Source organism: Bacillus sp. CD3-5, assembly GCF_006349665.1.
GTDB lineage: Bacteria > Bacillota > Bacilli > Bacillales > Bacillaceae_G > Bacillus_A > Bacillus_A paranthracis.
Window position 1 is genome coordinate 43,696 of sequence record NZ_VEPX01000018.1, and the last position, 14,426, is coordinate 58,121.

General features: G+C 35.5%; 14 protein-coding genes and 1 riboswitch. Of the genes, 3 read left to right on the forward strand and 11 right to left on the reverse strand.

From position 1 onward, the window contains the following. Positions 1–117 precede the first annotated feature (117 nt). Entirely contained in the window at positions 118–585 is a 468-nt protein-coding gene (locus FH036_RS24195; protein WP_001221555.1) for a YusW family protein, read from the forward strand. Between the two features lie 16 nt (positions 586–601). Here the strand turns inward: FH036_RS24195 and FH036_RS24200 are convergent, their stop codons facing one another. The 5 genes from FH036_RS24200 to FH036_RS24220 are packed head-to-tail and all read right to left on the reverse strand — an operon-like array spanning position 602 to position 5,901. Continuing rightward, positions 602–2,212: a peptide ABC transporter substrate-binding protein gene (locus FH036_RS24200; protein ID WP_000714127.1), complete on the reverse strand. Its 1,611-nt coding sequence runs from the start codon at positions 2,210–2,212 to the stop codon at positions 602–604. A 13-nt stretch (positions 2,213–2,225) separates the two neighbouring features. Then, positions 2,226–2,999 carry an ABC transporter ATP-binding protein gene (locus FH036_RS24205; RefSeq protein ID WP_000205663.1) on the reverse strand — a complete coding sequence of 258 codons (774 nt, stop codon included), beginning with the start codon at positions 2,997–2,999 and terminating at the stop codon, positions 2,226–2,228. Continuing rightward, positions 2,996–4,006 carry an ABC transporter ATP-binding protein gene (locus FH036_RS24210; protein WP_139896330.1) on the reverse strand — a complete coding sequence of 337 codons (1,011 nt, stop codon included), beginning with the start codon at positions 4,004–4,006 and terminating at the stop codon, positions 2,996–2,998. The genes FH036_RS24205 and FH036_RS24210 overlap by 4 nt, the downstream gene beginning before the upstream one ends. Further along, positions 3,963–4,967 (reverse strand): ABC transporter permease, encoded by a 1,005-nt coding sequence (locus FH036_RS24215; protein ID WP_000501524.1) that lies wholly within the window; start codon positions 4,965–4,967, stop codon positions 3,963–3,965. Before FH036_RS24215 ends, FH036_RS24210 begins: the two co-directional genes overlap by 44 nt. 16 nt (positions 4,968–4,983) lie before the next feature. Beyond that, complete coding sequence (locus FH036_RS24220; protein ID WP_000289331.1) at positions 4,984–5,901, reverse strand: ABC transporter permease; 918 nt, start codon at positions 5,899–5,901, stop codon at positions 4,984–4,986. 135 nt (positions 5,902–6,036) lie between these two features. Then, positions 6,037–6,142, reverse strand: a riboswitch (SAM riboswitch). A gap of 171 nt (positions 6,143–6,313) precedes the next feature. Between FH036_RS24220 and FH036_RS24225 the strand changes: the two genes are divergently transcribed. Then, positions 6,314–6,529: a DUF3951 domain-containing protein gene (locus FH036_RS24225; protein WP_000371388.1), complete on the forward strand. Its 216-nt coding sequence runs from the start codon at positions 6,314–6,316 to the stop codon at positions 6,527–6,529. 16 nt (positions 6,530–6,545) lie between these two features. Here FH036_RS24225 and FH036_RS24230 read toward each other — a convergent pair whose 3' ends face one another. The 6 genes from FH036_RS24230 to FH036_RS24255 form a co-directional block, all read right to left on the reverse strand. Further along, on the reverse strand, positions 6,546–7,049 hold the full coding sequence (locus tag FH036_RS24230) for a hypothetical protein (RefSeq protein ID WP_000756528.1): 504 nt from the start codon (positions 7,047–7,049) through the stop codon (positions 6,546–6,548). Between the two features lie 261 nt (positions 7,050–7,310). Beyond that, positions 7,311–8,522, reverse strand: a complete 1,212-nt coding sequence (locus FH036_RS24235; protein WP_116777297.1) for a multidrug effflux MFS transporter — start codon at positions 8,520–8,522, stop codon at positions 7,311–7,313. A gap of 165 nt (positions 8,523–8,687) precedes the next feature. Then, complete coding sequence (locus FH036_RS24240; RefSeq protein WP_139896331.1) at positions 8,688–10,409, reverse strand: DUF3981 domain-containing protein; 1,722 nt, start codon at positions 10,407–10,409, stop codon at positions 8,688–8,690. A gap of 78 nt (positions 10,410–10,487) precedes the next feature. Next, positions 10,488–11,021: an MFS transporter gene (locus tag FH036_RS24245; RefSeq protein WP_070805077.1), complete on the reverse strand. Its 534-nt coding sequence runs from the start codon at positions 11,019–11,021 to the stop codon at positions 10,488–10,490. Continuing rightward, the gene (locus FH036_RS24250; protein ID WP_139896332.1) at positions 11,018–12,454 is read right to left on the reverse strand and encodes an FAD-binding oxidoreductase; all 1,437 of its coding nucleotides are present in this window, start codon (positions 12,452–12,454) and stop codon (positions 11,018–11,020) included. The genes FH036_RS24245 and FH036_RS24250 overlap by 4 nt, the downstream gene beginning before the upstream one ends. 111 nt (positions 12,455–12,565) lie before the next feature. Continuing rightward, positions 12,566–13,330 (reverse strand): DUF6612 family protein, encoded by a 765-nt coding sequence (locus FH036_RS24255; protein WP_000720093.1) that lies wholly within the window; start codon positions 13,328–13,330, stop codon positions 12,566–12,568. A gap of 145 nt (positions 13,331–13,475) precedes the next feature. On the opposite strand from FH036_RS24255, the gene FH036_RS24260 reads away from it, so the two are divergent. Continuing rightward, the gene (locus FH036_RS24260; RefSeq protein ID WP_070805075.1) at positions 13,476–14,384 is read left to right on the forward strand and encodes an NAD(P)-dependent alcohol dehydrogenase; all 909 of its coding nucleotides are present in this window, start codon (positions 13,476–13,478) and stop codon (positions 14,382–14,384) included. Positions 14,385–14,426: the final 42 nt, after the last annotated feature.

Genomic DNA, 14,426 nt, shown 5'->3' on the forward strand with positions numbered 1-14,426 from the left:
TAAATTGCGGATTAGCCCTTGTGAATACAGAATAATAATTTATTTTCAACACATACATAATTACATGATTTTGGGAAAAACTTGTATAGAACCAATTTACATAAGGAGGAATTTATAATGAGAATTCTACTATCAGTTTTATTAGCTCTTATGCTAGTACCTGCATTAACAGGATGTAAAGCTCCTGCAAAAGAAGATACAACTTCGAATAAGAAAACAACTGAAGAAGCAAAAAATGAAGCTCCTGCAGATTTAAAACTTAATTTTAATGAATTTAGTTTAGATGCAGACTATCAAGATACGAAGAAAGACTACGAAGCTGATTATAAAAATGTAGCAGCTGATAAGAAAATGGAAGCAAAAATTGAAGATCATAAAGCAGATGTAAAATTAACAGGAGACGAGGCTATTACAAAATTAAGCCCACTTCTACAAGAATTAAAATTTGATAAAGATACTGCTGACCAAGAAGTAATCGATCAAGTAGTGAACGTGTTCAAACTTGATAAAGACTATCAAAAATTCGAGTTAGAAGTTGTCTTCTCTGATGGAACGAAAAAAGAATATAAAAGAGAAATAAAATAAAGAAGTAGGCAGTTGCCTACTTCTTTATTTTTGCATATCTTAAATCTGGTTTAGAGCCAACATAATATTGAAGTCCAGATACCGTTTGTTTTTGTAAATAGGAATCCGACGGGAATATAATTGGAATTAATGGTGAATCTGTAAACATAATATCTTCCGCTTTATGCAATAAGTCAAAACGCTTATCTTCATTTTGTTCAACTTCTGCTTCCTTCACTAAAGCATCAAATTCTTTATTATGCCATTTTGCATAATTGTTTGGACCATCACCTGCATATAAATCTAATTTAGTAATTGGATCTAATAGAGAACCGCCCCATCCCATATAAGCTAATTGGAAATCACTTTGCTTATATGTGTCGATGTAACTCTTCCACTCTTTATTTTCTAATTTAATATCTACGCCAAGATTTTTCTTAAACATTTCTTGCATTGCTTCTGCTACTTTTTTATGTTGTGTATCTGTAGTGAACTTTAATGTTACTTCAGGTAATGTAGACCAGCCTTGTTCTTTCATGCCTTCTTCTAATAATTTTTTCGCTTCTGCTGGATCAAATTTAACGTAACCACCTTTTTCTTTACGGAAATCACGCCCACTTTGTGTTTTTGCTCCTTCTGGAACGAATGCATTTGCTTCTTGTGCATTGTTTTTATACAGTTTTTCAACAATAAACTTACGATCAACTGCTAACGAGAATGCTTTACGTACTTTCGCATTTGTGAACGGCTCTTTTTCTACGTTAAACGAATAAATATAAGATGAAAATCCTGAAACACGCTTGTATTCTTTATTTCCTTTTTCTTTCTCAATCATCTCTTGTGGTAAACCACTTAGTACATCTAATTCTTTTGATTTGTATAATTGGTACGCTGTTTTAGAATCTGGAATAATACGAAACTCAATTTCTTTTAATGTTACCTTTTTATCATAGTATTCTTTATTTTTTTGTACTGTAATAGCCTGATTATGCTTCCATTCTTTTAATGTGAATGGTCCGTTCGTAATTAACTCTTTTGGATCTGTTTTTAATTTATTATTATCATCAATTGATTTTTTAGATAATGGAATGAATAATGAGCTTGCTAACTTTTGTTTAATAGAAGACACTGGGTGCTCAAGTGTTACCTTTAATGTTTGAGGATCAATGACTTGAATGCCAACTTGTCCTTCTTCACCTTTTCCAGTATTGTATGCCTCTGCCCCTTTAATAAAATACATTTCTGTCGCATTCATAGAACCCGTTTTCGGATTTAATAATCGCTTCCATGCAAATTCAAAATCATTTGCTGTAATAGCAGAACCATCTGACCATTTAATATCTTTCTTTAAATGAATTGTATACTCAGTTCCATCAGCATTTACTTCTTCTTTCTCTGCTAATTCATTTTGATATTTCCCATCACTATCTTGCGTATATAAGCTTGAGAATAAATGTCCAATTACATAACCTGAAGTACTATCTGTGGCGATAGCGGAATCAAGTGTATATGGATCGCTACCAATATTCGTTACTAATCGATCTCCTTCTCCCTTACCAGCACTCGCCTTTTGCGTCTCTTTCTTACCGCAAGCGACAGAAGTAATTGTTAAAACAGTCATAATGACAAACAGTAAAAACTTCTTCATCCTACATTCTCCTTTAACCTGAAATTTTTGGTGTTGATGCCAATAGTGTTTTTGTATAAGAATGTTGTGGATTACGGAATACTTCGTCCGTATTTCCAAATTCAACAAGTTCTCCTTTGTATAAGACAGCTACTTTTTCACATAAATAGTGAACCATCGGTAAATCATGCGCGATAAATAAATATGTATAACCTTGTTCTTTTTGGATTTTTTGCAGCAGATGTACAATTTGAATTTGCAATGAAACATCTAAGGCTGAAATTGGTTCATCAAGAATTAATACTTCTGGCTCACACAATAACGCTCTTGCAATAGCAATTCGTTGACGTTGTCCTCCGCTAAATTCGTGCGGATAGCGATCGATATATCGTCTATCTAATCCCACACGTTCTAGCGCATCACCTGCTACTTTATCCTTTAATCCTTTATCACCTAAACCGAATGAAATATAACCTTCCGTTACGCTATCGCGTACTTTCCAGCGCGGATTTAATGCTGCTGTGGAATCTTGAAAAATAAACTGTACTTTCTGTAAGAAATCACGTTTATGAGCTGCCTTCAACTTGTGAACGACTTGACCGTTATAATCAATTTCACCAGACGTTGGACTCTCAATCCCAGCTATGAGCTTACCAAGTGTTGTTTTTCCTGAACCACTTTCTCCAATAATGCCAAGCGTTGTTCCTTTCGGGATCGCAAGTGATATGTCTTTTAACGCTGCGATTTCTTTATTTTTACTTCCATACGTTTTCGTTACTTGCTTTACAGTAATTAAATCTGTCGTCATGAGGCATTCACCTTCTCTTTTGATTTCGCTTGGTCATGCTCTAGAACATGTTGCCAGCAATGTGAACTATGCTCCCCAGAATATGTTGTTCTCTCTGGGAAACGATGAATACATTCTTTTATCGCTACTGGACAACGATTGACAAATGGGCACCCAAAGCTATTTAATATTTCAATTGATGGTGTTGTTCCCTCAATTGCCCGAAGTACCTTTTCAGAATCATCTATATTGGGAATTGCTTGTAATAAGCTTTTTGTGTATGGATGTTTAGGGGAGCCTATCACTTCCTCTATCGTTCCTTTTTCAACAACACGTCCTCCATACATGACAACTACTCGATCCGCTACTTCACGTACAAGTGCTAAATCGTGCGTAATTAGTAAAATACTCGTATTTTGCTTTTCCTTTCTTTCCTTTAATAACTCCATAATTTGCTTTTGAATTGTTACATCTAACGCTGTCGTAGGTTCATCCGCAATAACGAGTTTTGGGTGGCAGGCAAATGCGATCGCTAAACAAATACGTTGCCTCATGCCTCCGCTTAATTGATGTGGGTACTGTTCAAAGCGTTTCTCTGCTTCATGTATCCCTAAATCATTTAATAAGTTAATCGCAATTTCTTTTGCTTCTTTTTTCGATTTCTTTTCGTGTTGCAAAATCACCTCTGTAATTTGCCTTCCCACCTTCATCGTCGGATTTAAAGATGAAAGTGGGTCTTGAAAGATAAAAGCAATATCTTTCCCACGAATTTGATTCCATTCTGATTCTTGTAGATTCGTTAATTCCTCTGATTCAAAAGATATATTTCCATCATCAATATGAATTGATTCTTGATTTAAGCCGATAATAGATTGTGCTGTAACACTTTTCCCTGAGCCACTTTCTCCTACAAGTGCAACAATTTCACCTTCGTTAATAGAAAAGGAAACATGCTTCACAATTGCTTGTTTACTATTCTCTTTTTCAACGGCTAACGTTACGTTTTCTAAAGATAAGAGCTGTCCCATGTTTTTTCTCCTTTCGATTCTGTTTTACGATTTTTGGATCAATTGCATCTTGTAAACCATCACCAATCGCATTAAATGCGAACATAATGAGCGCAATCATGATTGCTGGGAAGAATAGCTGCCACCATTCCCCGCTTAGTAATGTCCCAAGTGCATCATTCGTCATCGTCCCCCAGCTTGCTGCCGGTGATTGCACTCCTAGTCCGATAAAGCTTAAAAATGATTCTGAGAAAATAGCTGCTGGAATTGTAAATGATAAATTTACGATAATAATGCCTGTTAAGTTCGGAATTAAATGCCCATATATAATTTTCATATGTGATGTACCTAATCGCTCCGCTGCAATAACAAACTCTCTTTGTTTTAAAGATAAAACTTGCGCCCTAACGAGACGTGCCATACCAATCCATCCTGTTAATGCAAGGGCGATGATAATGGTAAAAAGACCTGGTTTCATAACAATTAATAGTAAAATAACAATTAATAAATATGGGATGCCGTATAACACTTCGATTCCTCGTATAATCCACTCATCAATTAATGTCCCAAGGCGATTGCGCCCTCTCACATATCCACTAAATCCTCCGATTAGCACACCAAGTCCTATATCAAGAGCAGCTGCCACTAATCCAACTGTTAATGAAATTTTCCCGCCAGCCCAAGTACGTGCCCATATATCTCTTCCCAAATCATCTGTTCCGAACCAATGTTCACTACTAGGTGGTAAGTTTGTTGCCTCTTTTACTTGTTCACTCGCAGTAAATGGCGTTAAACTTTCACCAACAAGTGAGAAAACAATAATGAGTAATAACGTCACTGATCCTAAAACTGCGATTGGATTCGATACAAACTTACGAAACACTTCTTTCTTTCGGCTAATCTTTTGCTGATCTTTATTTATCGTTAATTCTTTTTTCTCTTCATTCGTTAATAACTGGTCATTAATTTCATAAGCCCCCATCTAAACATCTCCCTCCTTACGTAATAGAACGAATACGTGGATCAACAATACGATGAATAATATCTGTAATAAAAATACATACAATTAAAAGTGCACTATAAAAAATGGTTGTTCCCATAATCACTGGATAATCTCGATTAAAAATACTATCTACAAAATATTTTCCGAGACCAGGAATTGAAAAAATCTTTTCAATAACGAAAGTACCTGTTAAAAGTCCCGCCATTAATGGTCCAACAAATGTAAGTACCGGAACAATTGCATTTCGAAGAGCATGTCTTATAATAATCTTCTTAATCGGTATACCTTTCGCTCTCGCTAACTTAATATAATCACTCTGCAGTACTTCGATCATATTAGAGCGAACAAATCTTGTAATCACTGCGATTGGTCCTAACGCTAATGCAAAGGATGGCAATACCGTATGTTCAAATGTACCCCAAGAGGCTACTGGTAAGAGCTCGAATTGAATAGCGAATATTTGTATAAATAGTGGTGCTAAAATAAAACTTGGAATAGAAATACCGAGGATGGCAAGTAAACTTACACCGTAATCAATTACCTTCCCATGATAGAGAGCAGCAAATGTACCTGCAGCAATTCCGACTAGCAATGAAATAATAAGTGCTTGTAAACCAATAATTGCTGATGGACCAAAGCCAGTTGTTATGATTTCTGATACACCTTGCCCGGTTGATTGAACAGATTCACCAAAATCAAAATGAACTACGCCGTCTAAATAAGCAACATATTGATTCCATAACGGTTCATCAAGGTGATACTTCGCTCTCATATTTTGCACAACTTCCTCCGGAAAGATCTTTGCATCTGATGAAAATGGATCTCCCGGAATAATATGCATAATTAGAAATGTCACTGTCGTAATAACCCATAGTGTGAACACCATAACCGATAATTTTTTAATTACATACACTCCAATAACCCCCTAAACACATATATTTACTTAGTTTTATGAACGTACTTTTTCCATTACTCCCTTTCTCTTTTTAGAATACAAAAAGCCTTGATCTTAAAAAATAAGATCAAGGCTTAATAAACAAAGGCCTATCACTTATCTTTCAAGACTTGCTTGCTGGAATTAGCACGGTGTTCCTATTACAGAACCCGCTGCTGAGGTGTCATAGGGCCAGTCCCTCTACCTCTCTGGATAAGTAAATTGCTATATTATTATTTGGTTCAAATTGTATATTTCGAATTATAATTCTGAAAAAATGAAAAGTCAATCAAATTGGATATATTTAGAAAAATCAGTTTTTAATAGTGTATTTATCTAAATTACAGTTTTTCGCCTATAATAAAAAAAACAATATGAAAGGAGTTATATGATGGATCCCTTACTTCTAGCAACTATAGGATTACCATTAACAATCGTTATACTTGTTATCATTGGATTTTATAAGCTTTTCATTAAAAAGAAAAGCATTACCTCTTTTTACACCCCCTTTGATAATATTACCGGGCAAACTATTTCCGAATTTCACGAAGAACAGAAGATATTAGTATCCGAGGATGAAGATGGAGATGGCAAGAAGAAAAAATAACCTTGCATAGGCAAGGTTATTTTTTCGTTTCTGCTTGAAAACGTTTATAGTATGTCGATGCTGTTGCAAAATTAATTTCTATATCACGAATCAACGATGAATCTTCTTCTTTAGCTAACTTCTGTAATTTTTTCATTGCTTGTTCCGATTCATTCAAGAAACCAACATATACCTCATGTTCTTGCTCTTTCGACTTCGGAACACGAATTTCTTTTCGTATATGATCAATATCTTCTAACATGCTCGTTGTTACCTTTTGCACATCTTCTTTATATGTAGCAGTCGTTATTTCCTTACCGCCCTTTTCTTTTGCCACTTCAAATAACTGCAGTGCATTATTAATTTCTTTATTCATTTTCAAATCGTATTTTTCATGTACTGCACGGTATTCTTTCATTTCTTCTGTTTGTTCTGTAGATTGCTCTACCTTTTCTTTCGGTTCTTTCGTATCCTTATTTCCATTACATCCTGCTAGAAGGATCATACTTCCCATTACAGCAATACCCAAAACCTTCTTCATCTCTTCTTCTCCTTTTATCTACAGCTACTACTCATTATAGTTTCTTTTATCTCCACTTGTTATTATACCGAGAACATCCTACTTTTTACACTTAAGACGACATCATAATATATATACCAACATGTTTGTCACAGTATCGTCACTTTATACAAATAACTTTTGCACTGCTTTACTACAGCACCTTACAAAACTATATGAGGTATTTCAAAGAAATGAAAAAAGAACTGATTCAAATATTCCCTTTGAATCAGTTCTTTTTTGTTAAGCCTCTAAATTTTGTCTTGCTTGCAGTTCAAACTGCTTTTCACTTCTTCTAGCCATAAATAAATAGCATAGTACCGCACCAATTTCACAAAGAGCTATTACAACACCCATCGGTAATGCCGTGTTACTTCCACCTATACCTACTAGCGGTGCAACAAGCGCTCCTGAAATGAACTGTAATAAGCCTAATAAAGCTGATGCTGTTCCTGCAGCTTGTTTTTGATTTCTCATCGCTAATGAGAACCCAGTTGTTGAGACAACCCCAACACTTGATACGACAAGGAATAACGAGCATAAAACACCAATTAACCCTATCCCCAGTAAGATTGTCAGTAATAAAGATAAACCACCAACAGCTGCAATAATGATACCAGAGACAAATAATGTCTTCTCATTCACTTTCCCTGCTAAACGACCCGTTACCTGACTAGCAATAATAATACCGATACCGTTAATCGCAAAGAATAAACTAAATTGCTGTGGTGATGCCCCGTATATATTTTGCAATACAAATGGCGATCCCGAAATGTAAGCAAACATTGCCGCTGTTACTAATCCTTGTGACAATGCATATCCCATAAACAAACGATCCTTTAATAGTTTTCCGTACGTCGCTAACGTCCCTGACAAACCGCCTGTTTCTCTTTCTTCAGGAGGTAATGTTTCACGTAATACGAAAGTAGCTGATATTAACATAAATACACTTATTGCCCCGAGAACGATAAAGACACCGCGCCACGTTGTGAACTGTAATAATTGTCCCCCTATAATCGGTGCCAAAATAGGTGCTGCTCCGTTTACTAACATAAGCAATGAGAAGAATTTCGTCATTTCAGAACCTGAATACATGTCACGTACCATTGCACGTGATATAACAATCCCGGCTGATCCTGAAGCTCCTTGTAGGAAGCGTAATAACACTAAAGTCCAAATAGATGGCGCAACAGCACAAAGTAAAGAAGAAGCAACATAAATAATGAGAGCAATAATAAGAGGTTTGCGTCTTCCATAAATATCACTAATTGAGCCAACAAATAATTGTCCTACTGAAAGCCCAAGCAAACAAGCTGTTAATGTAAGCTGTGCTAGGGATGCACCCGTTTGCAAGTCATCCGTTAACTTCGGTAACGAAGGCAAATACATATCAATAGATAACGGCCCAATTGCCGTAAGTGTTCCTAATACAAGAATCATCCATAACCTGTTCATCTTTACAGGCTTATATATTTCCTGATTAACTTCATTCACTTTTTTCGTTCACCCTTTCCTATACATACTAAATCGTAACAATTATAGTTACAACATAAACATACGTCAAGTATAGCGCATTTTCCTGTTTAATTCTGTAAAAAAAGCGATAGAATTTCTATCGCTTTACTTGTTCAAATTACTATTTTTAAATTTGGATACGGAAGACATCGCCTCTCCTGTATCTAAATATGTGATTTGAATTGGATCTCCCACTTCTGTAAACATAGCATATGGGAACTTTTTCGCAGGTATCATAAACACTTTTTGTTCGTTCTCCAACAGTACATAAACAATTGTATTTTCACCTGATTTTTCTTTATATACACGTTGTACAACGCCTTCTTTTTGCGCCTCTTTTCCATTTGAAGTCGGTCTAAATGAATCTCCACTTCCACTCAGCGCATTTTTATAATTCTCAAGCGCTTCTTTTTGCGTCGAACCTGTTGCAAATATTTTCGCATTAGAAGCATAGATAACAGTATGGGCACGTACTAACCCTCCATCATCAATAACAGGTACAATCCAAGAAGGTTTACCGTACACGTTATAAATAACCGGCATTGTTCCATGCCACTTTTCTCTCTTAAAGGAATTATCCACGACTTCCGAAGCAGCCGAACCATCCATAATTCCCTTTACTTCTTTTCCATTATAGTAATACAACTTACCTGTACGCGCATCAATGAGTGAGTAACCTAACGCAGAATCTACTCCTTCTTTCGGAGAAGTGAAATCAGTAAAGTAATATAGTGTTCCATCCTTACCGAAAATCGGTGTAACTCCTTCTTTCGTTCCCCACTCAGTCGGGATCTTCATATCAGTTTGCGAGAATTTTGTATTCCAAAATCCGTGAATATATTTACCGAAGTACGTATTTAACGTAGATGCAGTCTCGTGATTTAATACGCCATCAACAAATTTAGGTGCCTTTCCTTTATCGTATCTTTTCACTTCGCCTGTTTGTGCATCCACTACTACAACGCCCTCTACCTCAAATCCAGATCTTCCTGAAATAAATTCACCGTACGTCATTGTATAATACGGTTTCCCTTTATCATCCACTTCAAATTTAGGTTTTCCTTTAAAGATTAAATTTGGTTCTGCTTGCCTTACCACACGCTCTAAATTATTTCCGAAAAACATGCTTGGCACGTATTTCATTTTATAACCAAGGTGCAGCTTTGCTTCTGCATCAGGATTCGTACCTGACATCGTGACGTACCCTGGAATTGTCTCAGCTTTACGTGCTTTAAAAAATCCTGAAACTTCAATCGGTGCTACATATAAAGCCTCGCCATTTACCATTTGTGGCGTTAATTCTCCTAGCTCAAAATAAGCTACTTTCGGAATATCCCCAAATACTTTTTTCAGCTTATTCTCCGCTGTCTTTGGCGGCACTGTAAATGGCTGATCATTTTCAGTAAATGGCTCTGAAATATCTTTCTCTACCTTTACAACAGAATCATATTTCTTTTGCGAGATTACTATATCGTGCAAATAACCAAAGTAGCCGTAACTTGCAAGTAAAACAAGCATTAGAAGTCCTTTTAACGTAACTTCTAATTTACCTATTTGATCTTGGGAAAATAAAACAAGCCCAATTAAAATCGCTACTGCAACAGAATAATGAGTAAGAATTGAATCTGCTCGATCATCAATTAGCCAAAAATATTCATAGATTGCAATACCTATCCAAAATAAAACTGGAATAACTAAAATAGATGATTTCTTACCCTTTACAACCTTCTCATCCCCTTTCTTATCCACTGCTCGAAGTTTACTACCGCTTCTTCTTGTCCATGGAATCAAAAACAAAGTGAGAATAGCTAAAATTAAAAATTTCATCAAAGGCAATGTCCCCTTTTCTTTTGTCTTCCTCTTTAGTATAACAAATAAAGGTTATTCAGGTAAAAATGGGAATTGTTATATTTTTTTACTACTTAATACAACTCCGCTCACTACATATAAGATAGATGCAATATAAAAAATCGTGCCGATCGTAAAGAAATCTACTAAATATCCTGTTGCAATAATTGCTACTGCTCCTCCAATCGATGTCCACACATGATATTTTCCAATCTCATAACCAGCATTTTCTTGTACAACTTTTCGTGCTAACGAAGTCTTCTCCGTATTACGCTGCACAGCCCCTAAAATACCCATTAAAATTTGAAGAATGTATACATGCCATACTTCTGTTGCAATAGGAAAACAAAGCATTAATATTGCCATGGTCCAGGCATATATAATTAATAATTTTTGATCGCCTACTCGATCAGACAGTTTTCCTACTAACGGGTATACAAGTGCTGAAGTTAAGGCAAATAAACCATAAGCCCAGCCAAACTGCGAAAAGCTATTTCCAACATTCCGGAGCAATAGAATGTAAAAAGGAAACACCATACTTCCCGCCATCATAATAATGCTTTGTGAAGCTATAAATCTTCTATATGTCATTTCGTATACTCCCTATAAAATAAATTCACAAATCTCTCTTTTGGATCCGCTTCTTTTTTCTTCCCAAGAAATTCTTCTATACGAGGGTATGCTCTCTTTAACTGCTCTTTCGTTGGATAAGAATAATACGGTAAATAATAACTACCGTTATGCTTTAACGTAACATCAATCATTTTCTGAATAACATCCTCTGTCTTCTTTATCTCATTTTCAGAACGCCCTTGATTAATTAAAAGAACCAGTGCAAACATATCATCTTTCGCATAGGATAAAACCGAATTTCCATTATTTTCCACGTAACGAATCGTAATATTGAGCAAATTAAACTCTTCTTCATTTAATACGTTACGTAAATCATCTATGTATTCCGTAAAAGAATCTATAGGCACAAAATATTCTTGTAACACCTCTGTCCTATTCGGGTTTTCATATTCCATAAAGGCACTATCTGACCTCATAACATTATTTCGCGTCTCATACTTTCCATCTGTACGTTCAAAATAACTTCTTTGTATATCCCAAAACGTATTCTTTCCCCAATCACTATAACGTGATAATCCAAGTAAAAATTTCGGCGCTGCTATAATAGTTTCTTCTTTTAGTTCACTATACTCTTCCCTCATATTTTGATTTTGTGCCAATGTATAATCTGTCACATACATTTCTCTTAAGAATGAATTTGGAGCAACAGAAATACGAGCTAAGTGCATACGAACATTAGCATCTTTTTTCACTTTTTCTTTGAAATAAGACGTGTATTCTTTATAATCTAGCATTTTCGTATGCGTTTCATATAATTCATCATTTGTTAACTTTAAGGTCACATCTAAAATGACACCAAATAACCCGTAACCGCCAATGACGTAAGGAAATAAATCTGCATTCTCTTCTCTACTTACATTACGCACCGTACCATCCGCCATTAGCAATCTAAACGACTCTACTGTATCAATCAATGCTTCATGACGAATATCACGACCATGTACATTTACACTTAATGAACCGCCAACCGTAAAAATATTTTGAGATTGCATAACTTGAACTGCAAGACCATATGGATTTATTTTCTTCTGAATATCATTCCACGTGACACCACTTTGAACTGTAATGCGCTTCTTCTCTGGATCAAATTCTAATATTTTATTATACCCTTTCATATCAAGCATCGTACCATGTGGATAATACGTCTGCCCGCCCTGACTATGTTGCATACCAGCAATAGAAATCTTCTCTCCAGAAACATTCGCATCTTGCACTAATTTTATTAACGATTGCTCATCAGTAGCACTTTCAACACGTTTTATTTTTGTCGGAAGCAATTTACCTACATCACTCATAATAGGATGATCGAGTTGTTTTTTATATGTATGTACAGACGTTGCAAGCAACACTGTATATGCTACAATGACCACCGCTATCTTTCTTTTTTTCAAATGACACTCTCCTCTTCTACATCTTTTCCTCTTTATATTGTACCTATTTTCCTATGAAGAAAGAATACAAAAAAGAGGGACCTTATTTTAGGTCCCTCCTTATCAAAACTGTTACTTTGCTGCTGGCAATTGTATTGGGTCAAACTTTTCATACGACGTATATTTTGCGTTCGTAATAATGTGTGCTTTATCCTTGCCATTACTACTCATAATCATGTCTATCTTTGCTGATTCATATTTAAAATCTTTTGTAATGATATATTCTGCATCCACTTCTTCTATCTTCGCATTTTGTGCTTGTAACATTTTCTTCTGCGTTTCATCCATGCTAGTTAACATACTTTCTGTTTCTTGCCCTTTTAATGTAAATTTCAGTTTATATTTATCTCCGCTTTTCTCCAGCTTCATTTTATCTAAAACTACTTCCGGTACTTCTAATTTATCTATAATATCTTGAGTCGCTTTCATTCCACCAGCGTTTAATTGCTCCTCTGGTACGGTTATAACTTCTCCTGTATTAGGGTTTTTTACCTCACCAGCAACTTTACCATCCACAGTATACACTACAACATCTGTACCGGAAATATTCATTTCAGAACGAGAATTCTTTGTCTTTGGCTCTAATTGCATCTTAGCCTTTAATATATCCATCTCTGTCCCCTCAGCTTTTACCCCTACACCATATGTCATCGTTACATGTTCTTCATTTTTAAAAGCTTCATTCGTTTTCTTGAAAACATCTTTCGCCGTTAATTCCTTTTCTTTTTGAACGGATTCTTTTTTCGGCTCATCCGTCTTTGCTGTTTTCTCATTACTACACCCTACCCCTAGACTGATTGCAAGTACTAAACTTGAAACAAAAATAATTTTTTTCATACTGTTGCCCCCTTTCCCAAAATAATATCACCTCTTTTCCTATGAAATCTATATAATTTTTAATCTATACTCGCTATATAGCGACATGTTTAATAAAGATTTTAAATATGATGTAAATAACGACAACTCATTTCAGGAGGACATTATGAAGGCGATCATTTGCACACAGTATGGACCACCTAACGTTCTTCAGCTTCAAAATATAGAGAAACCTATACCTAAAAAGAACGAAGTATTAGTTAAAATTCACGCAACAAGTGTATCGACTGGAGATTGTAAAATACGCGGATTTAATAGCCCTCTATTATTTTGGATTCCTATGCGACTTATATTAGGACTTAGAAAACCGAGAAACCCTATACTTGGCGTAGAATTAGCAGGAGAGATAGAGGATATTGGGACAGATGTAACTCAATTTAAAAAAGGGGATCAAATTTTTGCATTAACAGAACTCAATCTTGGTGGTTATGCCGAATACACATGCGTGCATGAAAGTGGATTAATAACATTAAAACCTACCAATGTAACGTATGAAGAAGCGGCAGTTATTCCTTTTGGTGGAACTTCAGCGTTGCATTTTCTGAGAAAAGGCCGGATAAAAAAGGGGCAACAAGTACTAATATATGGCGCATCTGGATCAGTAGGAACAGCTGCCGTACAACTTGCTAAATATTTTGGTACGACCGTTACGGCTGTTTGTAGTAATTCAAATTTTGAACTCGTTCAATCTTTAGGGGCTGATAAAGTAATTGATTATACGAAAGAAGATTTTACTAAGGGGTGCGAGCGCTACGATATTATATTTGATGCAGTTGGGAAGTATAAAAAATCCCTTTGTACAAATACATTAACACCCAATGGAAAATATGTATCTGTGAATGGAATGATGGCAAAGGTAAGTAAAGAGGATATGATTCTACTAAAAAAACTAACTGAAACAGAACATTTAAAACCTGTTATTGATAGAACTTACCGATTAGAAGAAATTGCTGAAGCTCATATGTATGTGGAAAAAGGGCATAAAAAAGGAAACGTTTCGATTACCTTAAAATAAAATATATAAGGATTAAAAAAGAAGGTATCTCACCAGGGTGAG